Below are 24,558 nucleotides of genomic sequence, written 5' to 3' on the forward strand. Positions count from 1 at the left end.
CTATGGCATCCAAGGCGATTGTGGGGGGCTACGTCGTCCCCGTTGGTGCGGCACCCATCGAGGACGGCACCGTGCTCATCGAAGACGGCAAGATCGTCCAGGTCGGGGCGGCCGCTGACGTCGACGTCCCGGAGGACGCCGAGCTGGTCGACGCGTCCGGCAGCTGGGTCCTGCCGGGCTTCATCGACGCGCACGCGCACCTGGGCGTCCACGAAGACGGCGAAGGCTGGGCCGGCAACGACACCAACGAGATGACCGACCCGATCGGCGCCCGCTTCCGCGCGGTCGACGGCATCGACCCGTACGAGCCGGGCTTCGACGACGCGCTGTCCGGCGGCGTGACGAGCGTCGTCATCAAGCCGGGGTCCGGCAACCCGATCGGCGGCCAGACCATCGGTGTGAAGACGTGGGGCCGCAGCGTCCTCGACATGATCTTCGCCGAGCAGGTGAGCGTGAAGAGCGCGCTGGGCGAGAACCCGAAGCGCGTGTATGGCGACAAGAAGCAGACGCCCTCGACCCGGCTCGGCGTCGCGGCGATCCTGCGTGAGGCGTTCACCAAGGCCCGCAACTACCAGGCCAAGCGCACGCACGCGGAGTCCGAGGGCAAGCCGCACGAGGTCGACCTGACCAACGAGACCCTCGCGAAGGTCCTCGACGGCGAGCTGTACTGGGACCAGCACGTGCACCGCGCCGACGACATCGTCACGGCGCTGCGCCTGGCCGACGAGTTCGGCTACAAGCTCGTGATCAACCACGGCACCGAGGGCCACCTCATCGCCGACCTCCTGGCCGAGCGCGGCGTTCCCGTGATCCTCGGCCCCCTGTTCACCACGAAGTCCAAGGTCGAGCTGCGCAACCGCACGCTGCGCTCCGCGGGCATCCTCGCGCGGGCGGGCGTGAAGATCGCGATCACCACCGATCACCCCGTGGTGCCGATCAACTTCCTCGTCTACCAGGCCGCCCTCGCCGTGAAGGAAGGCCTGGACCCCGAGACGGCCCTGCGGGCCCTGACGGCGCACCCCGCCGAGATGCTCGGCCTGGCCGACCGCATCGGCACCCTGGCGCCCGGCCTGGACGCCGACGTGGTCCTCTGGTCGGGCGACCCGCTGGACGTCATGAACCGCGCCCTGCGCGTCTTCGTCCGCGGCCGCGAGGTTTACCACTACGACGAGGCCACCGGCGAGGGCGTCGCCGAGGATCGGCGTTACCGCGAGACCCGTTGACGCACAACCGCTTGCGGCGCCGGGGTTTCCTGGCGCCGCAAGCGGTGAGCGTGGTGAGGTCGATGTTCGCGGGAAACGGCTCGCTGGTGGCGAAAACCCCGGTGACGGCCGGTGCGTCCGGGTAGTCGAGCTCGCCGGCCTGGTGGCAGGCGACGACGGAAACCGGGTCGCCGAGGTCGACGATCCAGTAGCACGGGAGGCCGGCGTCGGCGTACTCCTCGTGCTTGGTGACGTGGTCGGTGCGCTTCGATCCCGGCGACACGATCTCCACCGCTACCAGGACCTCGTCGGCGCGCAGCATGCCACCGTCGCGTGTGACTGCCGCTTCGGTGGTCACTACCAGGTGGTGGCCACTACCAGGCCGACGCGAGAACCCGGGTTGGCCGGCGGTTCAAGCTGCCCGGCCGGGTCGACGGTGGCCGCGTTGTGTCGCGGCCTCGAGCCGGGTGCCGGCACGAGGCGGCCTTCGACGAGTTCGGTGATGCAGGATTCGGTTTTTCCGAGAGCCGCATATTCCTCGCTCGACACCAGACGGCCCGGTGCAGGCCAGCGGAGCTCGCACCCGGGCGGGTTGTCGGAGGTCATGTCGGCACCACTCTCCTACTTCGGGCGAGCACAGGGGTGCCGAGTGCTGCGGTGAGTGAGGGCGTCAGGAAGCCTTCAAGGCCCGTGCGATGACCATCCGCTGGATCTGGTTCGTCCCCTCGAAGATCTGGGGCACCTTCGCCTCCCGCAGGTAGCGCTCGACCGGGAAGTCGCGCGTGTAGCCGGCGCCGCCGAGGACCTGGACGGCGTCGGTGGTGACTTTCATGGCGCCGTCGGTCGCGACGAGTTTCGCGATGGAGGACTGGCGCTGGAAGTCGAGGCCGCGGTCGCGGCGGCGGGCGGCTTCCAGGTAGGTCGCGCGGGCCGATTCGACGGTCGCGGCCATGTCGGCCAGCAGGAACTCCAGGCCCTGGAACTCGATGATCGGCTTGCCGAACTGGGTGCGGCCCTTGGCGTAGGCGACGGCTTCGTCGAGGGCAGCCTGGGCGAGGCCCACCGCGCACGCCGCGATGCCGAGGCGGCCGGAGCTCAGGGACGACAGGGCGATCTTCAGGCCCGCGCCCTCGTCGCCGACCAAGCGCGAAACAGGGACCTGCGCGTGGTCGAAGATCATCTGGGCCGTCGGTGAGCCGGTGAGGCCCATCTTGCGTTCGCGCGGGGCCGCCGACAGGCCCGGAGTAGCGCCGTCCACCAGCAGGCACGAGATGCCGTGGCCGCCGTCGTCGCTCGTGCGGACCATGGTCGTGTAGAAGTCCGCGACGCCGGCGTGGGTGATCCACGCCTTGGTGCCGTTCACCACGTACTGGTCGCCCTCGCGGCGGGCGCGGGTCGACAGCGCGGCCGCGTCGGAGCCCGCGTGCGTTTCGGACAGGGCGTACGCCCCCAGCAACGAGCCGCCCAGCATGTCCGGTAGCCACTGCGCCCGCTGCTCGTCCGTGCCGTAGTGGGCCAGCGCGTAGCACGACATCGTGTGCACCGACAGCCCCACACCCACCGTCATCCACGCGGCGGCGATCTCCTCGAGCGCCTGCAGGTAGACCTCGTACGGCAGCTCCGCGCCGCCCCAGCGCTCGGGGTAGGGCAGGCCCAGCAGCCCGGACTTGCCGAGCAGCGTGAACTGCTCGCGCGGGAACTGCTCCGCCTCTTCGGCCGCGGCGGCGCGGGGCTTCAGCTCGTCGCGCGCGATCTCCGTGACCAGGTTCAGCAGGTCTTCGGCCTCGGTGGTGGGCAGCAGTCGTTCTGCCGGCATGTCTCCTCCAGCGGCGATCGAGCGGAGCAGCGGTACTGAAAACAGTACTGGGGGCCGTTTGAGAGTACCGTATGGAGGACGCGGCCGTCCTGGATTCATGAGGGATAGTGGCTCGATCACGAAAGCTGGTGGCCGATGACCGCACCCGAAGCCCGCCGCCGCCCGACGGCGCGGCAGCAGGCGCTGCTCGCCGAACTGGAGAGCCTCTTCCTCGCCGAGGGCTTCGCCGGCTTCACGCTCGACGACCTGGCCGCCCGCCTGCGCTGCTCCAAGTCGACGCTGTACGCGCTCGCGCCCAGCAAGGAGCAGCTCGCCGTGAAGGTCGTCGCCCACTTCTTCCGCGGCGCCGCCCACCGGATCGAGACGCGCATCGAGGGCATCGACGACGCGCGCAAGCTCATCGGGGAATACCTCGCCGGAGTCTCGGAGCACCTCAACCGCGCGTCGCCCGCGTTCATGACCGACATCGCGCGGTTCGCGCCGGCCCGTGACACCTACCAGCTCAACAGTCGCGCCGCCGCGCGCCGCATCCGCGAGTTCATCGACAAGGGGGTGGCCGACGGGGTGTTCCGCGACGTGCACGCCCGCCTCGTCGCCGAGATGACAGGCCTGATCGTCGAGGGCATCCAGACCGGCGTGCTCGGCCGCCGCACCGACGTGTCCGACGGCGAAGCGTTCACCGCCCTGGGCGAGCTCCTGCTGGGTGGGCTCACGAAGGACTGAAGACACGAATTGTCACGAACGGGTCCTCTACACTCGCGTTCGTGATCGTGGTGGGTGGAGAGGCGCTCGTCGACCTCGTGCCGGGTGAACCGTTGGACTCCAATGTGGACAGTGGGCTGCGCGCGCTGCTGCCACGGCTGGGCGGTGGGCCGTACAACGTCGCACTCGCCGCCGCGCGGCTCGGTGTCCCGTCGGCGTTCCTGTCGCGCGTCTCCACCGACCGCTTCGGCGCCGCGCTCGTCGACCGGCTCGTGGGCTCCGGCGTCGACACATCGCTCGTGCAGCGCGGCGACGAGCCGACGACGCTCGCCGTGGTGGCGTTGGACCGTTCGGGGGCCGCCCGGTACACCTTCTACGTCGACGGCACGGCCGACCGGCTCGTGACGGACCCCAGTGTGCTGCCCGCTGAGGCCACCGCGCTCTCGCTCGGCACCCTCGGGATGGTGCTCGAGCCGGGCGCCAGTGCGTACGAGGCGGTGCTGCGCCGCGAATCGGCGCGCGGCACGCTCACCGCGCTCGACCCGAACATCCGCGAAGCGCTCATCGCCGACCCGGCCGCCTACCGTGCACGGTTCGAGTCGTGGCTGCCCGATGTCCGGTTGCTGAAGATCTCCGACGACGACGCCGCGTGGCTCGCCGAAGGCGCCGACCCCGTGGCCGCCGCGAAGACGTGGGTCGAGTCCGGTGTGGACGCGGTCGTGCTGACGCGGGGCGCCGCGGGCCTGTCCGTGATCACCGCCGCAGGTGAGCTGGCCCACGTGCCTTCGCGCCGGGTCGAGGTGGTGGACACGATCGGAGCCGGCGACACCGTCCAGGGGGCGCTGCTGGCGTGGCTGCACACCCACGAGGTCCGTGACCTGGCCGCACTCGGCGCGGACGCGTGGCGCGAGGCGCTCTCCTACGCCGCGAAAGCGGCCTCCATCACGGTCTCGCGCAGCGGCGCGGAGCCGCCGACGGCCGCGGACATGGCTTCCACCGTGTGAACCTGGTCCCAAAGGGGCCACTGAGAGCAACGCAGCGGCTGCGCGGACACCCTTATTTCGACTAGCGTAAGGGGTGAATTCATACCCCAGCGGGGCGGTGTGCAGCGAGGCGACGTGTTTCCTCGCGTGAACACGTGGCTACCTGTGAAACGTACAGGCGCCGCCGGCCCGTGCCAACGTGAGAGGGACCTGCATGTCCGACGCGACGAATGCGGGGCAGTCCGGCGGCGAAACCGCGACGCTGCGCCTGCCGAGTGGCGAGCACGAATTCAAGGTCGTCCAACCGGTGGAAGGCGCACCGGGGATCGAGCTGGGGAAGCTGCTGGCGTCGACGGGGTACATCACCTACGACCCCGGTTTCGTGAACACCGGTGCCGCTTCGTCGGCCATCACCTACATCGACGGTGATGCGGGCATCCTGCGCTACCGCGGGTACCCGATCGAGCAGCTCGCCGAGAAGTCCACCTTCATCGAGGTGTCCTACCTGCTCATCTACGGCGAGCTGCCCACCGAGGCCCAGCTCGCCGATTTCACCGAGAAGATCCAGCGCCACACGCTGCTGCACGAAGACCTGAAGGCGTTCTTCTCGGGCTTCCCGCGCGACGCGCACCCGATGCCCGTGCTCTCGAGCGCGGTCTCGGCGCTGTCGACCTTCTACCAGGACTCGCTGAACCCGTTCGACGAGCCCAACGTGGAGCTGTCCACCATCCGCCTGCTGGCGAAGGTCCCGACGCTGGCGGCTTACGCGTACAAGAAGTCTGTGGGCCAGCCGCTGCTGTACCCGGACAACTCGCTGGGCCTGGTGGAGAACTTCTTGCGGATGACCTTCGGTTTCCCGGCGGAGCCGTACGAGGTCGACCCGGCCGTGGCGAAGGCGCTCGACCTGCTGTTCATCCTGCACGCCGACCACGAGCAGAACTGCTCCACGTCGACCGTGCGCCTGGTCGGCTCGTCGGAGGCCAACCTGTTCGCCAGCATCTCGGCGGGCATCAACGCGCTGTTCGGCCCGCTGCACGGCGGTGCGAACGCGGCCGTGCTCGACATGCTCGAGTCGATCCGCGACGAGGGCGGCGACGTCGCTTCGTTCGTGAACCGCGTGAAGAACAAGGAAAAGGGTGTCAAGCTCATGGGCTTCGGGCACCGGGTCTACAAGAACTACGACCCGCGCGCGAAGATCATCAAGAACACCGCCGACGAGATCCTCGGCAAGATCGCGGGTGGCGACCAGCTGCTCGACATCGCGAAGAAGCTCGAGGAGACCGCGCTTTCCGACGACTACTTCGTCGAGCGCAAGCTGTACCCGAACGTGGACTTCTACACCGGCCTGATCTACCGGGCGCTCGGGTTCCCCACGAAGTTCTTCACCGTCCTGTTCGCGCTCGGCCGGCTCCCCGGCTGGATCGCGCACTGGCGCGAGATGATCAACGACCCGCAGACCAAGATCGGCCGTCCGCGGCAGATCTACACCGGTCACGCTTCGCGGGACTACACCCCGATCAACGACCGCTGAGCACGCTTTCCGAAACGCCCCGCTGTGCATTCGCACGGCGGGGCGTTTAGCGTTGGCGGGTATGACCAGGGTGTTGTGGTTCCGCCGGGACCTCCGGCTGGGCGACCACGCGGCCCTGCTGGCCGCGGCCGAAGCCGGCGGGCCCGTGCTGGCCTTGTACGTGCTCGACGACCGGCTGCTGAAACCGTCCGGTGCGCCGCGCCGGGCGTTCCTCCTCGACAGCCTCCGCACTCTCGACGAAGCGCTCGACGGCCGGTTGATGGTGGTGCACGGCGATCCGGTGCGGGAAGTCGGGCGCGTCGCGCGGTCGGTCGGCGCGTCGGCGGTGCACGTGAGCGCCGACGCCGGACCCTACGGCCGCCGCCGTGACGAGGAAGTCGCGAAAGCCCTGGCGGAGCACGACGTCGAGTTCGTGGCCACGGGCTCGCCCTACGCGGTGACGCCGGGGCGGGTGACCAAACCGGACGGTAAGCCCTATCAGGTGTTCACGCCGTTCCGGCGCGCGTGGACCGAGCACGGCTGGCGCCGTCCGGCCGACACCGGAGCGTCCCTTGTGGACTGGGTGAAGCCGGGGAACTCCGCGAAGATCCCGAAAGCACCCGATCTCGGTGACGTGGAGCTGCCCGCACCGGGCGAAGCCGCGGCGCTGGCCGCATGGCACGAGTTCCTCGAGTCGGGGCTGCGGCACTACGCGACCGACCGGGAGCGGCCCGACCGGCCGGGGACCACCCGCATGTCGGCGTACCTGCACTGGGGTGCCATCCACCCGCGTACGATGCTGGCCGGGCTCGCCGGGAAATCCGGTGAAGGCGCCCAGTCGCTGCGTTCGGAGCTGTGCTGGCGCGAGTTCTACGCCGACGTCCTGTGGCACCGCCCGGAAACCGCGCGCGAGAACTACGACCACCGGTTCGACGAGATGGAGCACAACGCGGACCGGGACGCCTTCGAAGCGTGGTGCGCGGGCCACACCGGCTACCCGATCGTCGACGCGGGGATGCGCCAGCTGCTGGCGGAAGGCTGGATGCACAACCGGATCCGCATGGTCGTCGCGAGCTTCCTCGTGAAGGACCTGCATCTGCCGTGGTGGTGGGGCGCGCGGCACTTCATGCGCCACCTCGTGGACGGTGACCTCGCGTCCAACCAGCTCAACTGGCAGTGGGTCGCCGGCAGCGGCACGGACGCGGCGCCGTACTTCCGCATCTTCAACCCCACGACGCAGGGCGAAAAGTTCGACCCCGACGGCGACTACGTGCGCAAGTACGTGCCCGAACTCCGTGGTGTGGAGGGAAAAGCGGTGCACAAGGTGACGGACCGGCCCGCGGAGTACGTCGCGCCGCTGGTGGACCACGCGGAGGAACGCCAGGTGGCCTTGCGGCGCTTCGGCAAGATCAAGCAGTCCTGAGCCGACGGCCCGGCGATGCGGGCCGTCCGTCCCTCGGTTCCGCCGCGTCAGAGGCCGCCGATGGCGAGCGCGATCTTCTGCACGATCTCGGGCTGGCCCTCGAAGCCCTTGTCGGTGGTGTTGATCGAGTAGACCACGCGGCGCTGCAGGTCGCGCGTGGCCCAGATGCCGTTGGTGTAGCCGTAGCGGCTGCCGGTCTTGCCCCAGACGGTGACGCCGTTGACGGTCGAGGTCATCAGGCCCTGGCTGTAGATGGCGGGGTCGGCCGAACCGTGGATCTTGACGTCGGGCACGGTGAACATGCGCTGCAGCACCGGATCCGGCACGAGCCGGCCGCGGAACAACGCGATCAGGAACTTGTCGAGGTCGTCGGCGGTCGAGATCATCTCACCCGCGGCCCACGGGATCGACTGGTTCATCCGCGTCAGGTCCACGAGCTGCCCGTTCACGACCTGGTACCCGTGGGAGTAGGGCGCGGGCAGGTTCGGGTTGTTGCCGGGCACGGAGGTGTCGCGCAGGCCGAGCGGGCGCAGGATGCGGTCGCGCACCTCCTCGCCGTACGAGCGGTGCGTGATCTTCTCGATCAGCAGCCCGGCGACGAGGTAGTTGGTGTTGGTGTACTGCTGCTGCGCGCCGGGTGCGAACACCGGTTCGTGCCGGAACGCGGTGGCCAGCACCTGCTGCGGCGTGAAGACCGTGTAGCGGTGGTCGACGATCCATTGTGGATCCCCCGGCAGGTCGACGCCGGGCAGTCCGCTGGTGTGGTTGAGCAGCTGCGCGATGGTGATCTCCGGATAGCTCGCCGGCAACAGGCCGGGCAGGTAGCGCTGCACGGGCGCGTCGAGGTCGATCCGGCGCTCGGCCGCGAGCTGGAGCACCACGACGGCGGTGAACGTCTTGGTGATGCTGCCGATGCGGAAGTGCGCGTTCGCCGGGACGGGCGCCCCGGTGCTGAGGTCACTCGTCCCGGACACCCCGCTCCACGCACCCGCCGACCCGCGCACCTGCACGAGTGCTCCGGTGGCCTGGTCGTCGGGCAGCCCAGCGATGGCGCCCGCCAGCGAGTCCGGGTTCATCGGCGGTAGCGTCGAGCGAACGGTTGCGGCGGGCTCGGCCAGCGCGGCCGGCGGCACGGCGGCGGTGAGCAGGAGCGCGGCACTCGCGGCCGCGGCGATCCGGAGCAGTGGGTTTCTCGTCATGCCGACGAGTCTTTCGACTCGCGACCAGCCCGCCATCGGGGAGAAACCCGGATCGGGACCCTAGGGGTCAGCCGCGCAACGCCTCGGACAGCTTGACGCGGCTGCCCACGCGCAGCACGCCGTTGCGGTAGATCCGCGCGCCGAGCCACGTGACGAGGGCGATCGACGCGGTGGTCAAGACCACCGACGTGACGATCTCCCACGGCGAAGCCGAACCCGTCGCGATGCGCGCGGGCATGAGGATCGGCGACAGCAGCGGGATGAGCGAGACGACCTTCGTCACCGCGCTGTCGGCCGACTGGGTGATGAGGTTGAGGCCGGCCACGAACCCGATCACGAGCGCGATGTTCACCGGTGCGACGACCGACTGCGTGTCCTCCTGCCGGGACACAAGGGAACCGGCCGCGCCGTAGATCATGGCGTACAGCAGGAACCCCAGCAGGTACCAGACGGCGCCCCACACCACGGCCGACACGGCGATGCCCGCGATCGACCCGAGTACGCCGGTCGCGAAAGCCGCGACGAGCCCGGCCACAGCGAGGATCGCGAGCTGCGCCAGCCCGACGATCCCGAGCCCGAGCACCTTGCCGAGCAACAGGTGCCACGGCCGCACCGTCGAGAGCAGGATCTCGACGACGCGGCTCGCCTTCTCCTCGACCACCCCCTGGGCGACGAGCGTGCCGTAGGTGATGATGCTGAGGTAGAGCAGCACCGCCACCACGAGGCCGACCACGAGCTTCTGCCCGGCGTGCGGATCTCGCGACCCCAGCGGCTGCACCTCGACGTGAGCTGCCGACACGGCCTGGTGCACGGAGACCGGATCGAGGTCCGCGGCCGAGAGCTTCGCGTCGAGCACCTGCTGCTGCACGATGCCGTCGAGCGCCCGCTGAAGCTGCGGATCTACAGTGGACTTCACGGCGACGCGCAGGCGCGACGCGCTCCCGGAGACGAGCGCGTCGACGGCGCCGGAGCGCACCTCGGCGAGCCCGTCCTGTTCGGTCGGGACGGTCACCACCTCGATCGTCCGGCCCTCGGCCTTCTCGGCGAGGTGAAGCTGCTGCGCGATGCCCTGCGCCTGCCCGGTGAGCGCGACCTTCGACGTGGCCGCGGAGCCCGCCAGGAACGCTTCCAGCGCCACGTATCCGATGAGCAGCAACAAGAGCACGGCGGTGCTGACGACGAACGAACGCGTGCGCAGCCGCGTGGTGATCTCCCGCTTCGCCACGAGCCGGACGGCTCGGCTGGCGCTGATCCGGCTCACGCGTCTTCTCCTTGCCGCACGGCGTCGCGGAAGAGCTCGGTGAGCGAACGGCGCTGCCGGCTGAACTCGATGACCGGACCGGTCGCGAGCGCGGCGGCCAGCACAGCCTGGTCGTCGGCGCTGGGGGACAGCTCCAGCACGGTCGTGGCGTCGTTCGCCTCGAGCACGCGCACACCGGGCACCGTCGAGGCCCAGCCCGGCCGGGCGTCGGGCGCGGTGATGACGAGCCGGCAGCCCGCGCCGCGGGTCAGCTCGTCGACCGTGCCGACGGCGACCATGCGGCCGGCTCGGATGATTCCCACGCGGTCGCACAGGCGCTCGACGAGGTCGAGCTGGTGACTGGAGAACACGACCGGCACGCCGGTGGCCGCTTTTTCGCGCAGCACCACGCTCATCACGTCGACGGCGATCGGGTCGAGCCCGGAGAACGGCTCGTCGAGCACGAGCACGTCGGGGTCGTGCACGAGCGCGGCGGCCAGTTGCACGCGCTGCTGGTTGCCGAGGCTGAGCTTCTGCACCTCGTCCTTGCGGCGCTCGCCGAGCCCGAGCCGCGCGAGCAGGAGCTCGGTGGCGCGGTGGGCGTCGTTGGTGCTCAGGCCGTGCAGCTCCGCCAGGTACACGAGCTGGTCGAGCACCTTCATCTTCGGGTACAAGCCGCGCTCTTCGGGCATGTACCCGATGCGCGTGCGGGTCTCGTGCGTGATCGGTTCGCCGGCGAACCGCACCTCACCGGAGTCCGCGGCCTGCACACCCAGCGCGATCCGCATGGTGGTGGTCTTGCCGGCGCCGTTGCTGCCCACGAACCCGAACAGCTCACCCGGGCGCACGTCGAAGGTGACCTCGTCGAGCGCTTGCGTGCGGCCGTAGCGCTTGGAGATGCGATCGATCTCGAGCGTTCCCGCGGTCACGTCCCCTCCTCCCGGTGCGCGGCGCGGACTTCCCCGAGCTCCGCGCCGTCACTCTAGCTCCCGGTGCTCAGGACAGCCCGGCCAGCGCTTTTTCCACCAGATCGGCCACGCGCGCCCGCGCGGCTTCGGCGTCGGCCTGGACGAGGGACAGGCGGGTGCGGCGTTCGAGGACGTCGTCGGCACTGAGGGCGCCCTCGTGGCGCACGGCCCACACGACCTCGGCGGCGGTGATCTCGGTGCCCGCGAACAGCGGTGCGGCGAATGCGGGCTCGACCTCTCCGAGGGCCGCGACGCGCGGGGCTTCTGTGCCGTACTTGGCGACCAGCCGCGCCGGAGCGTCCACAAGCGACAGGCGGGAGCGCGGGGCGGCGCCGAGCAGCGGCAGGCGTGCAGTGCGCGACGGACCGGCGTGCAGGCCCGAGTGCGCGAGCGCCGCGTCGACGGCGTCCTCGGCCATCCGCCGGTACGTGGTGAGCTTGCCGCCGACGACCGTGAGCACGCCGTCGGAACCGGTGACGACTGCGTGTTTGCGGGACAGGTCCGCGCTGCGGCCACCGCCGCCCGCGACGAGGGGGCGCAGCCCGGCGTACGAGCCGATCACGTCGGCGCGTGTCAGCGGGCGTTCGAGCACCGAAGAAGCGACCGACAGCAGGAAGTCCACATCGGACTCCGGCACGTCCGGGACGGCGGGGAGCTCACCGGAGATCGGCTCGTCGGTGAGTCCCAAATAGACGCGCCCGTCGAGCTGCGGCAGGAAGAACACGAACCGGTTGCCCTCGCCCGGCACGGCGACGTTGACCGACGTCGAACCCACCGAAGCCGAACCGGGCGCGAGCACGAGGTGCGACCCGCGCGACGGGCGCAGCTGCACGGCGTCGGTGAGGGTGCCCGCCCACACCCCGGTGGCGTTGATGACCTGGCGCGCGTGCAGGTCGTACTCGGCGGACCCTTCGCGCACCCGCACGCCGGTGGCCGACAGCGACACGGCCTCCAGGCGCGGGATGATCCGGGCGCCGAGCAGCGCGGCGGTGCGGGCCAGGTTCACGACCAGGCGCGCGTCGTCGACGAGGGCGCCGTCGTAGGCGAGCAGCGCGCCGCGCAGGCCGGCGGACGCCAGGCCAGGGGCCAGCGCCGACGCGAGCGCCGGTGGGATCTGCCGCGGGCCGGGCAGCACCGACGACGGCGTGCGCGCGGCCCGGCGCAGGGCGTCGCCCGCGCGCAGGCCGGTGGCGATCACGGCCTGCTGCGCTCGGGAAGTACTGGGGTACAAAGGAAACAGCTGCGGCATCGCGCGCGTGAGGTGCGGCGCGGTGCGGGTCATCAGGATGCCGCGCTCGACGGCGCTCTCGTGCGCGAGCCCGAACTCGCCCTTCGCGAGGTAGCGCAGGCCACCGTGCACGAGCTTGCTCGACCAGCGCGACGTGCCGAAGGCCAGGTCCTGCGCCTCGACCAAGGCCACGGACAAGCCGCGGGCCGCCGCGTCGAGTGCGATGCCGGCCCCGGTGACGCCGCCGCCGACCACGATCACGTCGACCCGCTCGCCGGTCGTGAGCCGGTCGAGCTCCCGTTCGCGGCGCCGCGCGTTGAGCGAACCGGTGCTCATGCCGTCTCCACGGGGGTGCTCATGGTTTGAGCGCCGCGTCGACGAGGTGGCGGAATTCGGTGAGCAGCGCCTGCTCGTCGACGTCGGCGGTGGCCGGGCGCAGCGAGAAGGCGAACGACTGCACGACCAGCAGGATCGACCGCGCCTGTGCGGTGACCTCGGCCTCGCGCACCGAGCCGTCGCGGTGTCCCGCCTCGAGCAGTTGGCGCAGCACCTGCTCGGCGAAGATCTGCGTGGCGCCGAGCCGCTCCACGACGTAGGGCAGCACGAGTTCCGGGTCGACGTCGAGCAGGGTGCGAAACAGCGGATCGGCCGCCAGCGCGCTGACCCCGGCGCACGTGATCAGCACGAGGCGCTCCCGTGTGTGAGCCGCGTCGTCGCCCGCGTGGCTGGCGTGTTTGAGCAGGCCGCTGAACTCGCGCGTCATGAGCGCGGCGAGCACACTGCGTACGTCGGGGAACCGCCGGTACACGGTCATGCGGCTGACCCGCGCGGTGCGCGCGATCTCGGCCAGCGTCGTGCGCCGGACACCGACGGCGAGCACGCACTCCCGGGCGGCGTCGAGCAGCACGTCGTCGGAGACGCGCGCCGAGGTCTGCCGGCTGCGGGCCCCCGCGAGGGCCGAGGGAGTCTCTCCCGGTCGGGAGTGACGTTTGACGTCCATATGTCACACTGTAGTCGTGGGTGATCTCATAAACCACCGCCTCCGGCAGTCGTGGACCGGCGACGGTGCTGACGCCGCCTCGCTGCCCGATCGGGCGGTCCGGTGGCTCGGCCAGCGTATCGGCCCGATCGGTGCTGATCGAGGGCGTCGGGTCGATTCCGTGCCGAACCTCGCCGATTCTGCCCTTCCCAGCCAGGCTCGGGAGGACCTTTCGGCCGTCGTCGGGTCCGAACACGTCCTCGTCGGCGCCGCGGAGCGGCTCGCCCGGGCCGGTGGTCTGTCCTATCTGGACCTCCTGCACCGCAGGCTGGGCGACGCCGTGCCCGCCCCGGACGCGGTGGTGCTGCCCGCGTCGCCGGAGCAGGTCCAGGCCGTGCTCGAGGTCTGCGTCCGCCACGACGTGGGGGTCGTCCCGTTCGGCGGCGGCACCTCGGTGGTCGGCGGCGTCGCGGCGCTGCGCGGCGACAAGCCGGCGGTGATCGCGCTGGACCTGGTCCGGCTCGACGCGCTGGTGTCGGTGGACGCCGAATCGCACGTCGCCGTGCTGCAGGCCGGCGTGCGCGGGCCGGCCGCGGAGCAGTTGCTCGGCGAACACGGGTTCACCCTCGGTCACGTGCCGCAGTCGTTCGAGCGCGCCACCATCGGCGGCTTCGCGGCGACGCGCTCGGCCGGGCAGGCGTCGTCGGGCTACGGCCGCTTCGAGGACATGGTCACGGGCGTTCGCGTGGCCACGCCGCGGGGGGAGTGGCGGCTCGGCGTGGCGCCTGCGTCGGCCGCCGGACCGGACCTGCGGCAGCTCGCGGTGGGCAGCGAGGGGACGCTCGGCGTGATCACGGAGGTCGCGCTGCGCGTGCGGCCGGTGCCGGCGTCGCGGTGCTACGAGGGCTACGTGATCGACGGCTGGGCCGCGGGCTCGTCGGCGATGCGCCTGCTCGCCCAGAACCACGCGACGGCCGACGTCACGAGGTTGTCCGATGTGGACGAAACGGCCGTGTCGTTCGCCTTGAACGCGGGCTGGAAGACGGCTGCGCTGCGGGCGTTCTTGCGGTTGCGGGGCGTGCGGCACCCGTGCCTGCTGATCGTCGGCTGGGAGGGCTCCCTCGCCCGGCGCCGCCACACGGCCCGGCTGCTGCGCCAAGCCGGTGCCGTGCGCATCGGCACTGCGCTCGGCGAGTCGTGGCGCCACGGCCGGTTCTCGGGTCCCCGGCAGCGGGACGCGCTGATGGACCTGGGTGTCTGCGTCGAAACCCTGGAGACCGCGGCGTACTGGTCTCGGCTGGATGATCTGCACGACGCTGTCCGCGCCGCCCTGACCGCGTCGCTGGGCCAGGCCATCGTGATGTGCCACGTGTCGCACGTCTACGAGACGGGCGCCTCGCTGTACTTCACCGTGCTGACCTCGCGCGACGATCGTGATCCGGTGGGGCAGTGGCAACGCGCGAAACACGCGGCGTCGGAAGCCATCGCCGGCCTCGGCACGATCACGCACCACCACGCGGTCGGGGTGGACCACGCGCCCTACCTGGCGCCGGAGATCGGTTCGCTCGGGCTGTCCGTCCTGCGCGCCGCGAAATCCGCGGTGGACCCGACGGGCATCCTGAACCCCGGAAAACTGCTGGCCTGAGCTGGGAGACTGACCGGATGATCGGTTCGTTCCCCCAATCCGAGCAGTTCGCCGACGAGTTCCTCGAGCACGCCCGCGACGGGTTCTACAACGCTCACCTCGACCGCCCTGCCTGCCTGGAGCTGCTGGGCGACGTCTCGGACCGTGACGTCCTCGACGCCGCGTGCGGCCCCGGCCTGTACGCCCGGCAACTCGCGGCCCGGGGCGCGCGCGTGACAGGTTTCGACCTGAGCCCGCGGATGGTCTCGCTCGCCCGCTCGCGGGTGCCGTCGGCGTCGTTCCGCGTCCACGACCTGGCCGCGCCCCTCGACTGGCCCCGGACGCCTCGATCGATCTCGTCCTGCTCGCGTTGGTCTACGAATACGTGGACGACCGTGTTGCCATGCTCTGCGAGCTCCGCCGCGTCCTCCGCCCCGCCGGGGCGCTGGTCCTCTCCCGTCTCCACCCCACCGGCGACTGGCTCCGCCACCGCGGCAACTACTTCGAGCCCCGGGTGGTCGCCGAAACCTGGAAGAACGGCTGGGACGTCCGCTACTGGCTCTCGCCCCTGCAGGACACCTGCGCGGAACTCCGCGAGGCGGGCTTCCTGATCGAACAGCTTCTGGAACCCCGCCCGGTCCCATCGGCGGAGCCGGTGGACCCGGAGCGCTACGTCCGCCTGTCGCGGGAACCGACGGGGTTCCTGGCGATCCGGGCGATCCCGGATCCACGGCTCACCTGAAGATCTGCTCCGGCTCCACGACCGTGCAGCGCAAGCCGTGGGTCGAGGCGGGTGTGCCCAGCAGGAGGGCGGCTTCGGCCTGGGCGACGTCGGCCACGCGGACCGCCTGGCCGTCCACCAGGAGGGGGTAGCGGATCGGGGAGGCGCCGACGTAGGCGTGGACGCCGGGCACCGCGGTGCCGTCTTCGAGGTGGACGGCGGCGTCCAGGCGGGCCAGGTGGTAGCGCGTGCCGCGGCCTTCGCAGACGTCGAGCACCGCGCGTTGCTCGGGCGTCACGAACCACACGAAGTGGTCCTCGGCGCCGGGCAGCGCGGTGAGGGTGGCCGGGCGCTGGTCGTCGACCTTGCGCAGGCCCGAGGCCCACACGGCGGCCAGGCCGGTGCACCGCGCGCGGACCGCGACGACGGGTCCGGCCAGCCCCAGTGCACCGCGGAGCCAGGTGATCTTCGACGGGCACGCGTTGGATCCGTAGGCGAGCACGGGCAACCGCTCGCGCCAGCCGGGAGGAGCCGTGTCCAGTGAGTGGCCCGCGCCGTCGACGTGCACGAACGAAGTACCCGGCCGCGCGCCGGGGTAGGGCGCGGCCGGGTACTCGCCGTCGGCGAAGAGCTTCAGAACTCGACCACGCTGCGGAGGACGTCGCCGTGGTGCATGCGCTCGAAGGCCTGCTCCACGTCGCCGACGCCGATGCGCTCGGTCACGAACTTGTCCAGCGGCAGCCGGCCCTGCAGGTACAGGTCGACGAGCATGGGGAAATCACGCGAGGGCAGGCAGTCGCCGTACCAGGACGACTTGAGCGAGCCGCCGCGGGCGAAGAAGTCGATGAGCGGCAGGTCGTTGAGCTTCATGTCGGGCGTCGGTACGCCGACGAGCACGACGGTGCCCGCGAGGTCGCGGCCGTAGAAGGCCTGGCGCCACGTCTCGGGCCGCCCGACGGCGTCGATGACCACGTCGGGGCCGAACGAGCGCGTCGCGTCCTGCATCGCTTCGACCACGGCTTCTTCGCTGAGGCCCTTGCTGTTCACGGTGTGCGTCGCGCCGAAGCCCTTGGCCCACTCGAGCTTCCGGTCGTCGGTGTCGATCGCGATGATCGTGGTCGCACCGGCCAGCTGCGCGCCCGCGATCGCCGCGTCGCCCACGCCGCCGCAGCCGATCACGGCCACGGAGTCGCCGCGCGTCACGGCGCCGGTGTTGATGGCCGCGCCGAGGCCCGCCATCACACCGCAGCCGAGCAGGCCCGCCACGGCGGGCTCGGCCTCGGGGTTCACCTTCGTACACTGTCCACTGTGGACCAGTGTCTTCTCGAGGAAGGCTCCGATGCCCAGCGCCGGCGAGAGCTTGGTGCCGTCGGTGAGCGTCATGGGCTGCTGGGCGTTGAACGTGGAGAAGCAGTACCACGGCTTGCCGCGCTTGCACGCCCGGCACGTGCCGCAGACGGCGCGCCAGTTCAAGATCACGTAGTCACCGGGCGCGATGTCCGTGACCCCTTCGCCGACCTTGTCGACCCGGCCCGCAGCCTCGTGGCCGAGGAGGAACGGGAACTCGTCGTTGATCCCGCCCTCGCGGTAGTGCAGGTCGGTGTGGCACACGCCGCACGCCTGCACCGACACGACCGCCTCGCCGGGCCCCGGATCGGGCACCACCACGGTCTCCAGCGTGACCGGCTGGCCCTTCGCCCGCGACACGACTCCCTGGACCTCGTACGGCATGCGCTCACCCTTTCCGGCACCGTTGCTTGCCTGGGCAGCTAATCATGGAACATGCACGCGTGGCCATACCACGATGCGTGGGTCCGGGCTGGTGTTGTTCAGCTGTGCCGGCCGGCCCGTCACGCCGGGGTGACGAGGTACACCACCCCGCCGGGCCCGCCGGCCACGCTGCCGTCCGCCCTCAGGCGCTTCGTGCGCTGCCAGATCTTCTCGAACTGGTCGCGCTTGTACACGTTGCGCACGCGGTCGTCGCTGCTGGAGGCCGGGTCGTTGGCGATCACGTCACCGGCGGGGGTGAAGCCGACGACCACCATGATGTGGCCCGACGTCCCGTAGCCGGCGCCGTCGAGTTCCTCGGGGAGGAAGGACTGCGACGTGATGACCGGGATGCCGCGAGCGATGTAGTCCTCGAGCTCATTGAGGTCGTGGAGGCGGGTGATGTGGCCACGCAGGCCGAGCGACGCGGCGTAGGCGGTGTTGAAGGGCCAGTTGCCGGTGCCGTCGTACGCGTAGTCGTAGGTGTTGCGCGCGGCGTACACGACGGACCGGTCGGCGTAGTCGGACGGGATCCAGCTCAGCTGCGCGTCCGAGGGCTTCTTGCCCCAGTACTCGGCCACCATCTCCGTCGACGTGGGGCTGCACCAGGCCTCCCCGCCACCGCCGTACTGCGGAAATTGTCCTTTGTGGATGTTCTGGGCGTACGCCGGCACCTTGAGCTCGATGCCGCGGGCCCGGCCGGGCCGGGTGGTGCGGACGTCGAAGCGGTCGGGAACGTGCGAGGTCATGGCGCCGAGCGTCGAGAGGGTCGGGGTCACGGAGGTGCCGGCTTCGCGGTAGAGGTTCACGCGCAGCTGGTACGACCGCAGAGTCACGCCGGTCTTGGTGGCCAGCGTGTCGACGTCCACAGCCGCGTTGTCGTCGCTCTGGCCGTCGACGCTGGTGCGCTGGATGTCGCCGTCGCCGCTGGCCCAGCGGCCCATCACGTACCAGGTGGTCTCCACCCCGGCCGACGTGCGGCCCTTCGCCTCGACCTCCAGCCACGTCTTCGCGGGCGTCAGTGCGTTCCACGACGCGATGAGCTGCGTCGCGTCGAAGCCCTGGCGGTACTGCGGCGAGGTCCACGTGCCGTACTCGTACGTCTTCGTCGTCCCCAGGCCCGGCTCGCTGTGCTCGACGGTGCCCGCCGGGTGCGTGATGCGCAGCCCGTCGCGCCCCAGCGACAACCCGTCGAGGCGGCCGGCGTGGAACGAACCGCCGGACCACTCGTGGTAGTTGATCGCCTCGTCGTCGGCCGGGTGCGCCGGCGCTGCCACGGCGACCTGCGTCGCCCCTGCGGACACCATGGCGATGGACAATAGCGTGATCAAACCCCGCACTCGCATGCCGTGCTCTCCGTCCCTGGACCCCAGTGATAGCCAGAGATTTTCTCCTGCCGGAGCGAGCCCGTAAAGGGCCGACCAGAGCACGGCTTTTTGCCGACGGGTTTGCCGGTGCGCGAAACGCCGGCTTCGAAGACCGCGGACGGCGAGCTCGCAGCGGCCTGGCTGCCGTGGGGCGGCTAGAGGACGGCTTGCGTTTGGGTCACCTTCGCGACCAGCTTCTCGTCGTCATCCCGGATCTCCGTCTCCACCACGACCACCCGGCGGCCCGTGTGCAGTGGTCTGGACGATGCAACGGCGTAGCCCGAACGGACGGCGCGCAGGAAGTTCGTCTTCGACTCGAGCGTGGTCGTGCCCTGGGCGCCCTCGGGCAGGTTGAGGAAGGCGCAGACGGCGCCCGTCGCGTCGGCCAGGGACATGAGCACGCCGCCGTGGAGGACGCCACCGAGGGTGCAGAGGGATTCGTCCCACTTCAGGCGGCTGCGGACGAGGTCCTTGGTGTGCGCGAGCACCTCGACGCCGAGCCGTTCGCTGAACGGCATGGTGCGGTGGAACAGCTGCGTGCCCTCGGGATCGGTCATGGCACGCAGTCAACCGCAGCGGGTGCGGCTCGTCGATTACCTCCGGCGTAATCAACCGAGCGGGTTGGTGAGCAGCAGCTCGGTGTTGTGGTCGCCGGCGGCACCGACGCGGCCGAGGTCCACGTGGAGGTCTTTGTAGGGCAGCTCCCGGTACAGCGACGCCGGCGCCGCGGGAGTCCGAGCCGAGTAGTCGACGGCGTAGGGCGCTTCGGCCTCGATCGGGGTGGTGAAGATCGACAGCGTGCCGTCGCCGTTGTCGGCGAGTTCGAGCACGCGCGCGTGCTGCGGGAAGTCGATGTGGGAGGCGGTGTTGATCTCCCGGAAGCTCTGCGCCGGCGTCTTGCCGACGTGCGGGGTGACCTTGTTCAGGTGGTGTGGTCGTCACCCACGCCACCACGTTCGGGAACCGGTTCAGCAGCCCGACGAACGCGTCGCCGTTCAGCCGCGGTTCCAGCAGGTGGCGCGAGTCGGGCAGGAGGTTGCCCGCGGTGTCGCTCGTGTGGTGGCTGAAGAGCGCGAACAGCTCGTCGGTCACGTGCTGCGTCACCTTGCGGCCGAAGAAGTCGTCGTACGTCGAGGAGTTGCGCTTCAGCGTCGTCTCGACCCAGGTGAACTGGCCGAGGCCGATCGAGCCGTCGGCGAACCCGCCGAGCGTGGTGGTGTCGAGGCTGAGACCCGTGACGTCGGGCGCGATGCGGAACGCGTAGTACCCGTAGTACCCGTCGCGCCCGTCGGCGTTGTCCGCGGTGAGCCCGTGGCCGGCGGGGCCGGGGCCGGTGTTGCCCAAGCTGGGCACGGCCATCAACAACGGCCAGAGCGTGCTGGTGGCCGAGCTGTTCGGCGGCTCCGGCACGATCCGCGAGGTCACGCCCGACGCGCGGCGCCGTCCGGTCACCACGGCGGAGTTCGTGGCGCCACTTCGCGGTGGTGTCGTCGTGCCGATCACCTTGCACTGGTCGAGGTACCAGTTCTCGATGCCCGGGATGCCCTCCGGGTGAGGGCGCCGCCGTTGAGGCTGGTCAGGAACCAGTCGAGCTCGATCAGCTCGTCGTTGTCGGTGTTGTCGCCGGTGGTCACGAGGAAGTCGAACGGCCGCCCGGTGAACGGTCCCTTCGCGATGCTGTTGACCCACTGCACCAGCGCGCTGGTGGCCACCGTGTCGAGCGCTTCCTGCGGCCGGTGCGCCGAGCTGACGTACCGGTGCGGGTACTCGAAGCGCGCGGGCGACTCCGTGTCGGTGAGATGCAGGTCCGTGAACTGTCCGAACGCGCCCAGGGCCTGTCGCCGGTCGTCGCGGCCGTCCTTCGGCTCCGCGAGGTCGGCGAGGACCACGAGCGGCCGGCCGGGGCCGCCGGTGAGCCGGCTGTAGGTCGCCGTCCCCGGTGTCACGGCCGTGGCGACCTGTTCGAGCGTGGTGCCGACGGTGCGGGCGGCCGTGCGCTTCAGCGCCCGGTCGAGCGCGTTGGCCGTCGGCGGGCACAGCAGCAACCGCGCGCCGGCGGCGCGCGCCGCGGTCAACGTCCGCCTGGTCAGCTGTGCCATCTTCGCTCCCCGGTGTCGGCTGCCCGGCACGCTGCCGGAGGGCGGCGGACCTCGCGAACCAAACGCGAATAAGGCTCACATTCATCGTGACAGTGCGGCTGAATTTGTCACTGTGAGGGTGGCTGGGCTAACCGACCAGGGGCGGGTTCAGCAGTAGAGCGCGCACTCCGTGCTCGTCGCGGCGATCGCCACGAAGAACAGCACCAGGAAGATCACCGCCGGGATCGCGGCGATGATCCCGCACACGAGCCCCGCGACGCCCATGCCCTGACCGGTGTAGCCGGGCCGCGCGCCCTGCGCCATCCCGGCCCACGACAGCCCGATCGCGGTGACCGCCACGACGACGTCGAAGAACGGCACCCAGAACGTGAGCAGCGCGATGATCCCGACGACCATCCCCGCGACCGCGAGCCCGCTCGTGCGCAGCGGCATCCCGTACCCCGACGGGTACGGCATCGGCTGCGGGCCCGTGTACGGGTTGTACGGCACCGGCAGCGGCGCCGACTGGGGCTGCTGCGGCACGGGATAACCGTCGGCCCCGTAGTACTGGCCCTCGCCGTGGGGCTGGTGGTAGGGATCGGTCATCGATGCTCCTGCTCCGGACGTCGGGGTACGAAAGAGCTTATGGGGCACGCACCGGTCGTGGGGGCCGGAATCGGCGAATCGACCCCGCCGGTTCAGCCCTTCAGGCCCGACTCGGTGACGCCGCGCACGAGGTAGCGCTGCAGGAACGCGAACAGCAGCACGATCGGCAGGATCGACAGGGCGGCGGCGAGGAAGAGCAGGTTCAGCTGCGGGTTCTGCGACGTCAGCAGGCCCGACAGCGCCACCTGCACCGTCCACGAGTCCGGCGACTGGGCGATGATCAGCGGCCACAGGAACGCGTTCCAGCTGCCGATCACGGAGATCACCGCGATCGCGGCGAAGAAGCCGCGCGAGTTGGGCACGACGATCCGGCGGAACACCCCCCACCGGGAGAGCCCGTCGACGCGGCCGGCTTCCTCCAGTTCGCGCGGGAAGTCCAGGAAGTACTGGCGGAACAGGAACACGCTGAACGCGCTGAACAGCCCCGGGATCACCAGGCCGCGGAAGTCCGAGAGCCAACCGAGCGTGGACACCACGACGAAGCTCGGCACGAACGTCACCGACGTCGGGATCATCAGCGTGGCGAGCACCGCGTAGAACACGGCTTTCGAGTGGCGGTACGGGATCCGCGCGAGGCCGTAGCCCGCGAGCGAGCACACCACGAGCAGGCCGGCGGTCTGCAGCGTCGCGACGATCGCGGAGTTCAGCAGGCTGCGCGCGAACGGCACGTCCTCCAGGGAGAACAGGCGCGTGAAATTCTCCCAGTGCACAATCTTGGGCCACAGCGTCCAGTCCGGCGCCGTGATCTCCGCGCGGGAGGCGAGCCCGTTGCGCAGCAACAGGTAGAACGGCAGGAGGAACAGCACCGCGGCCACGATCAGCGCGACCCAGCGCAGCGCGGCCCTCACAACGCACTCCGGTCGAAGCGCAACAGCCGGCCCTGCAGCAGGGTCATCAGCGCGATCAGCAACGCGAGCAGCACGGCCCCCGCGCTGCCGCGGCCCAGGTCCTGGCCGCCGGACCCCAGCGACGTGTAGTAGAGGTACACCAGCGGCGGCCGGGCGAAGGGCGGGTAGCCGCGCGAATCGCCCATGATGTTGTAGAACTCGTCGAAGGCCTGGTAGGCGTTGATCAGGTTGAGCAGCAGCACCGCCACCGACGTCGCGCGCAGCTGCGGCAGCGTGATGTACCGGAACACCTGCCAGCCCGGTTTCGCACCGTCGAGCCACGCGGCTTCGTAGAGCCGGCCCGGAATCCGTTGCAGGGCAGCGAAGAAGAGGATCAGGTAGAAGCCGAGCTGCAGCCACAGCCGCGCCGTCACCAGCACGATCCAGTACAGCGGCGGGTCGACCGTGCCCGTCCAGGCCACCGGGTCGACGCCGAACACGCCCAGCACGGTGTTGGCGAGGCCGTAGCGCACGCCGGAGAACAGCGACGTCTTCCAGATCAGCGAAGCCACCACGTAGGAGCACGCGAACGGCAGGAAGAACACCGACCGGAAGAACGCCTGGGCGAACCGCAGCTGGTTGACCGCGACCGCGAGCGCGAGCGACAGCACGTACGTCAGCGGCACGATCGCCAGTGCGAACGCGCTGAACGTGCCGAGGCTCGCCAGGAACGGCCCGTCGGTGAGCATGTGCGCGTAGTTGCCCAGCCCGACGAAGACGCTCGGGGTCACCGTGTTGCGCGCGTCGAAGAACGACAGGTACACGCTCCAGCCGATCGGCAGGTACGCGAACACGGCCAGCCCGACGAGGAACGGCCCGACGAACCCCCAGAACGCCAGCGTGTCCCGGGTCTTCCGGGACACGCTCATCCGAACAGGCGCTTCAGCTCGGACTTGGCGACGTCGACCGCGGTTTTCGTCTGCGCCACCGGGTCGGCGCCCTCCTTCGCGATCTTCGCGACGGCGTCCGACAGCGCGGTGTTCGATTGTTGCGTCCACACCGGACCGCCGACGAGGTGGCTGTTCTCCTTCACGAACCGGGCGACGTCGGCCGCCGGACCCGAGCGCAGCGTGTCGGCCTTGTCGATGAGGCTCTGGCGCGCCGGCACGTGGAAGCCGAAGCGCGTGGCGAACTCCAACTGGTCGGCCGTCTGGTCGATCCACAGCCACTTCACGAAGGCCTTGGCCTGGTCGACGTGCTTGCTCTTCGCGTTGACCATCGAGCCGTACGCGCCGACGGGCACCGACGGCGCGCCGCTGTTGTCCAGCTTCGGGAACGGGAGCACGGCGAAGTCGTCGTTGAGCGCGTCGCGGATCTTCGGCATGTTCCACAGGCCGGTCCACTGCATCGCGCACAGGCCGTCGACGAACGCGCCGGGGTCGGACCAATCCGTGGGCGCGCCCAGCAGCAGCGACCCGTTGGCGTTCAGGGCACGCAGCTTGCCGAATGCCGTCGCCGCGCGCGGGTCGTCGAAGCCGACCTCGCGGTTGCCCGGCTTGAGGTAGTCGAGCCCGGCCGACCACAGCAGCGGGCCGGTCAGCGTGGCGACACCGCCGTCGTTGCCGGCGAACAGGCCCTTCACGCCGTCCTTCGACAGCTTGCCCGCGGCGTCGATCAGCTCGTCGACGGTCTGTGGCGGCTGCACGCCGGCGGCCTGCAGCAGGCTCGGGCGGTAGAAGAGCACTTGCGTGTCGGTGGCCTGCGGGATGCCGTAGACCTTGCCCTCCACGGTCTGCGCGGCGAGCACGGCGGGGCTGAAGTCGTTCTTGACCGGCGCGATGAGGTCGTCGAGCGCGACCACCTGGTTCTGGCGCACCCAGTCGATCTTCACCTGGGCTTCGAAGACGTCCGGGACGGCGCTGTTCTGCAGCGCCGTGACGATCTTCGAGTCGTAGTCACCCGGGTTCCAGCCGACCTTGACGATCGCGCGCGGGTAAGAGGCCGCGTAGCCGCGGACGGCGTCCTGCACGCCGTCTTCGCCGTACGCGTGGTACCACTGCTGCAACGTGACCTTCTGCGCCGCCTGCGTGGGCGGCGGGCCGGCCGACATCGCCGTGGACGGGGGTGGGTCGCCGGGACGCCCGGTGTCCGAACCGCACGCGACCGCGACCGCGCCCACCGCCGCCGTCCCCGTCAGGGACAGGAACGACCTCCTGCTGCGCTGCTGCACCGGAAACTCCTTGCGAACGTGCTCCGAC

The 24,558-nt window shown here is 70.5% G+C and carries 23 protein-coding genes and 2 pseudogenes; 8 read left to right on the forward strand and 17 right to left on the reverse strand.

Features of this window, described 5'->3' with window-relative positions; translation table 11 throughout:
* Positions 1 to 2: 2 nt before the first annotated feature.
* Positions 3 to 1,223: an amidohydrolase gene (locus I6J71_RS01760; protein ID WP_204093111.1), complete on the forward strand. Its 1,221-nt coding sequence runs from the start codon at positions 3 to 5 to the stop codon at positions 1,221 to 1,223.
* Here I6J71_RS01760 and I6J71_RS50250 read toward each other — a convergent pair.
* The 3 genes from I6J71_RS50250 to I6J71_RS01770 form a co-directional block, all read right to left on the reverse strand.
* Positions 1,114 to 1,524: a Uma2 family endonuclease gene (locus I6J71_RS50250; protein ID WP_370542190.1), complete on the reverse strand. Its 411-nt coding sequence runs from the start codon at positions 1,522 to 1,524 to the stop codon at positions 1,114 to 1,116. The two genes, I6J71_RS01760 and I6J71_RS50250, sit on opposite strands and share 110 nt — an antisense overlap.
* A 35-nt stretch (positions 1,525 to 1,559) precedes the next feature.
* A complete protein-coding gene (locus tag I6J71_RS50255; protein WP_370542069.1) occupies positions 1,560 to 1,808 on the reverse strand; it encodes a hypothetical protein in 249 nt (82 codons plus the stop codon).
* A gap of 64 nt (positions 1,809 to 1,872) precedes the next feature.
* The gene (locus I6J71_RS01770) at positions 1,873 to 3,018 is read right to left on the reverse strand and encodes an acyl-CoA dehydrogenase family protein (RefSeq protein ID WP_204093112.1); all 1,146 of its coding nucleotides are present in this window, start codon (positions 3,016 to 3,018) and stop codon (positions 1,873 to 1,875) included.
* Between the two features lie 135 nt (positions 3,019 to 3,153).
* Between I6J71_RS01770 and I6J71_RS01775 the strand changes: the two genes are divergently transcribed.
* From I6J71_RS01775 to I6J71_RS01790, 4 genes are all read left to right on the forward strand, one after another.
* Positions 3,154 to 3,741: a TetR/AcrR family transcriptional regulator gene (locus tag I6J71_RS01775; protein WP_204093113.1), complete on the forward strand. Its 588-nt coding sequence runs from the start codon at positions 3,154 to 3,156 to the stop codon at positions 3,739 to 3,741.
* Positions 3,742 to 3,782: 41 nt separating this feature from the next.
* On the forward strand, positions 3,783 to 4,724 hold the full coding sequence (locus I6J71_RS01780) for a carbohydrate kinase (RefSeq protein ID WP_204093114.1): 942 nt from the start codon (positions 3,783 to 3,785) through the stop codon (positions 4,722 to 4,724).
* Positions 4,725 to 4,917: 193 nt separating this feature from the next.
* Positions 4,918 to 6,234 carry a citrate synthase gene (locus I6J71_RS01785; RefSeq protein ID WP_204093115.1) on the forward strand — a complete coding sequence of 439 codons (1,317 nt, stop codon included), beginning with the start codon at positions 4,918 to 4,920 and terminating at the stop codon, positions 6,232 to 6,234.
* Positions 6,235 to 6,295: 61 nt separating this feature from the next.
* Positions 6,296 to 7,636: a deoxyribodipyrimidine photo-lyase gene (locus I6J71_RS01790; RefSeq protein ID WP_204093116.1), complete on the forward strand. Its 1,341-nt coding sequence runs from the start codon at positions 6,296 to 6,298 to the stop codon at positions 7,634 to 7,636.
* Between the two features lie 47 nt (positions 7,637 to 7,683).
* Here I6J71_RS01790 and I6J71_RS01795 read toward each other — a convergent pair whose 3' ends face one another.
* From I6J71_RS01795 to I6J71_RS01815, 5 genes are all read right to left on the reverse strand, one after another.
* Positions 7,684 to 8,835, reverse strand: coding sequence for a serine hydrolase (locus I6J71_RS01795; protein ID WP_239154364.1), 1,152 nt, complete (start codon positions 8,833 to 8,835; stop codon positions 7,684 to 7,686).
* Between the two features lie 67 nt (positions 8,836 to 8,902).
* On the reverse strand, positions 8,903 to 10,096 hold the full coding sequence (locus tag I6J71_RS01800) for an ABC transporter permease (RefSeq protein WP_204093117.1): 1,194 nt from the start codon (positions 10,094 to 10,096) through the stop codon (positions 8,903 to 8,905).
* Positions 10,093 to 11,004 (reverse strand): ABC transporter ATP-binding protein, encoded by a 912-nt coding sequence (locus tag I6J71_RS01805; protein WP_204093118.1) that lies wholly within the window; start codon positions 11,002 to 11,004, stop codon positions 10,093 to 10,095. The genes I6J71_RS01800 and I6J71_RS01805 overlap by 4 nt, the downstream gene beginning before the upstream one ends.
* Before the next feature lie 67 nt (positions 11,005 to 11,071).
* Entirely contained in the window at positions 11,072 to 12,607 is a 1,536-nt protein-coding gene (locus tag I6J71_RS01810; RefSeq protein WP_204093119.1) for a glycerol-3-phosphate dehydrogenase/oxidase, read from the reverse strand.
* Positions 12,608 to 12,626: 19 nt separating this feature from the next.
* Positions 12,627 to 13,271, reverse strand: a complete 645-nt coding sequence (locus I6J71_RS01815) for a TetR/AcrR family transcriptional regulator (protein ID WP_204093120.1) — start codon at positions 13,269 to 13,271, stop codon at positions 12,627 to 12,629.
* Between the two features lie 16 nt (positions 13,272 to 13,287).
* On the opposite strand from I6J71_RS01815, the gene I6J71_RS01820 reads away from it, so the two are divergent.
* The 3 genes and pseudogenes from I6J71_RS01820 (at position 13,288) to I6J71_RS47485 (ending at position 15,616) form a co-directional block, all read left to right on the forward strand.
* Positions 13,288 to 14,895: an FAD-binding oxidoreductase gene (locus tag I6J71_RS01820; RefSeq protein ID WP_204093121.1), complete on the forward strand. Its 1,608-nt coding sequence runs from the start codon at positions 13,288 to 13,290 to the stop codon at positions 14,893 to 14,895.
* A 17-nt stretch (positions 14,896 to 14,912) separates the two neighbouring features.
* A pseudogene (locus I6J71_RS49630) lies at positions 14,913 to 15,137 on the forward strand (methyltransferase domain-containing protein); the annotation flags it as partial.
* Positions 15,138 to 15,277: 140 nt separating this feature from the next.
* Positions 15,278 to 15,616, forward strand: a complete 339-nt coding sequence (locus tag I6J71_RS47485; protein WP_239155643.1) for a hypothetical protein — start codon at positions 15,278 to 15,280, stop codon at positions 15,614 to 15,616.
* On the opposite strand, the gene I6J71_RS01830 is transcribed toward I6J71_RS47485, so the two are convergent.
* The 9 genes and pseudogenes from I6J71_RS01830 to I6J71_RS01885 form a co-directional block, all read right to left on the reverse strand.
* The gene (locus tag I6J71_RS01830) at positions 15,609 to 16,163 is read right to left on the reverse strand and encodes a gamma-glutamylcyclotransferase (RefSeq protein WP_204093122.1); all 555 of its coding nucleotides are present in this window, start codon (positions 16,161 to 16,163) and stop codon (positions 15,609 to 15,611) included. The two genes, I6J71_RS47485 and I6J71_RS01830, sit on opposite strands and share 8 nt — an antisense overlap.
* A gap of 65 nt (positions 16,164 to 16,228) precedes the next feature.
* Positions 16,229 to 17,326: an S-(hydroxymethyl)mycothiol dehydrogenase gene (locus I6J71_RS01835; RefSeq protein WP_204093123.1), complete on the reverse strand. Its 1,098-nt coding sequence runs from the start codon at positions 17,324 to 17,326 to the stop codon at positions 16,229 to 16,231.
* 119 nt (positions 17,327 to 17,445) lie between these two features.
* Positions 17,446 to 18,708, reverse strand: coding sequence for a peptidase C39 family protein (locus I6J71_RS01840; RefSeq protein WP_204093124.1), 1,263 nt, complete (start codon positions 18,706 to 18,708; stop codon positions 17,446 to 17,448).
* Positions 18,709 to 18,884: 176 nt separating this feature from the next.
* Positions 18,885 to 19,286 (reverse strand): PaaI family thioesterase, encoded by a 402-nt coding sequence (locus I6J71_RS01845; RefSeq protein ID WP_204093125.1) that lies wholly within the window; start codon positions 19,284 to 19,286, stop codon positions 18,885 to 18,887.
* A 51-nt stretch (positions 19,287 to 19,337) separates the two neighbouring features.
* Positions 19,338 to 20,828: pseudogene (locus I6J71_RS47490) on the reverse strand (TIGR03767 family metallophosphoesterase).
* Positions 20,829 to 20,975: 147 nt separating this feature from the next.
* On the reverse strand, positions 20,976 to 21,413 hold the full coding sequence (locus tag I6J71_RS01870; RefSeq protein ID WP_204093129.1) for a DUF4190 domain-containing protein: 438 nt from the start codon (positions 21,411 to 21,413) through the stop codon (positions 20,976 to 20,978).
* Between the two features lie 92 nt (positions 21,414 to 21,505).
* A complete protein-coding gene (locus I6J71_RS01875; protein WP_204096815.1) occupies positions 21,506 to 22,288 on the reverse strand; it encodes a carbohydrate ABC transporter permease in 783 nt (260 codons plus the stop codon).
* A 29-nt stretch (positions 22,289 to 22,317) separates the two neighbouring features.
* Positions 22,318 to 23,229 carry a carbohydrate ABC transporter permease gene (locus I6J71_RS01880; protein WP_204093130.1) on the reverse strand — a complete coding sequence of 304 codons (912 nt, stop codon included), beginning with the start codon at positions 23,227 to 23,229 and terminating at the stop codon, positions 22,318 to 22,320.
* Positions 23,226 to 24,530: an ABC transporter substrate-binding protein gene (locus I6J71_RS01885; RefSeq protein ID WP_204093131.1), complete on the reverse strand. Its 1,305-nt coding sequence runs from the start codon at positions 24,528 to 24,530 to the stop codon at positions 23,226 to 23,228. The genes I6J71_RS01880 and I6J71_RS01885 overlap by 4 nt, the downstream gene beginning before the upstream one ends.
* Between the last annotated feature and the right edge of the window lie 28 nt (positions 24,531 to 24,558).

Origin of the sequence: Amycolatopsis sp. FDAARGOS 1241 (assembly GCF_016889705.1) — a bacterium.
In the GTDB taxonomy this organism is placed as follows: Bacteria; Actinomycetota; Actinomycetes; order Mycobacteriales; family Pseudonocardiaceae; genus Amycolatopsis.

Coding starts and splice junctions, on each gene's coding strand:
- I6J71_RS01835 (WP_204093123.1), bottom strand. CDS start 17,326: ATGCCGTACGAGGTCCAGGGAGTCGTGTCGCGGGCGAAGGGCCAGCCG.
- I6J71_RS01775 (WP_204093113.1), top strand. CDS start 3,154: ATGACCGCACCCGAAGCCCGCCGCCGCCCGACGGCGCGGCAGCAGGCG.
- I6J71_RS01880 (WP_204093130.1), bottom strand. CDS start 23,229: ATGAGCGTGTCCCGGAAGACCCGGGACACGCTGGCGTTCTGGGGGTTC.
- I6J71_RS01795 (WP_239154364.1), bottom strand. CDS start 8,835: ATGACGAGAAACCCACTGCTCCGGATCGCCGCGGCCGCGAGTGCCGCG.
- I6J71_RS01790 (WP_204093116.1), top strand. CDS start 6,296: ATGACCAGGGTGTTGTGGTTCCGCCGGGACCTCCGGCTGGGCGACCAC.
- I6J71_RS01840 (WP_204093124.1), bottom strand. CDS start 18,708: ATGCGAGTGCGGGGTTTGATCACGCTATTGTCCATCGCCATGGTGTCC.
- I6J71_RS01770 (WP_204093112.1), bottom strand. CDS start 3,018: ATGCCGGCAGAACGACTGCTGCCCACCACCGAGGCCGAAGACCTGCTG.
- I6J71_RS01785 (WP_204093115.1), top strand. CDS start 4,918: ATGTCCGACGCGACGAATGCGGGGCAGTCCGGCGGCGAAACCGCGACG.
- I6J71_RS01870 (WP_204093129.1), bottom strand. CDS start 21,413: ATGACCGATCCCTACCACCAGCCCCACGGCGAGGGCCAGTACTACGGG.
- I6J71_RS01815 (WP_204093120.1), bottom strand. CDS start 13,271: ATGGACGTCAAACGTCACTCCCGACCGGGAGAGACTCCCTCGGCCCTC.
- I6J71_RS50255 (WP_370542069.1), bottom strand. CDS start 1,808: ATGACCTCCGACAACCCGCCCGGGTGCGAGCTCCGCTGGCCTGCACCG.
- I6J71_RS50250 (WP_370542190.1), bottom strand. CDS start 1,524: ATGCTGCGCGCCGACGAGGTCCTGGTAGCGGTGGAGATCGTGTCGCCG.
- I6J71_RS01810 (WP_204093119.1), bottom strand. CDS start 12,607: ATGAGCACCGGTTCGCTCAACGCGCGGCGCCGCGAACGGGAGCTCGAC.
- I6J71_RS01845 (WP_204093125.1), bottom strand. CDS start 19,286: ATGACCGATCCCGAGGGCACGCAGCTGTTCCACCGCACCATGCCGTTC.
- I6J71_RS47485 (WP_239155643.1), top strand. CDS start 15,278: ATGCTCTGCGAGCTCCGCCGCGTCCTCCGCCCCGCCGGGGCGCTGGTC.
- I6J71_RS01760 (WP_204093111.1), top strand. CDS start 3: ATGGCATCCAAGGCGATTGTGGGGGGCTACGTCGTCCCCGTTGGTGCG.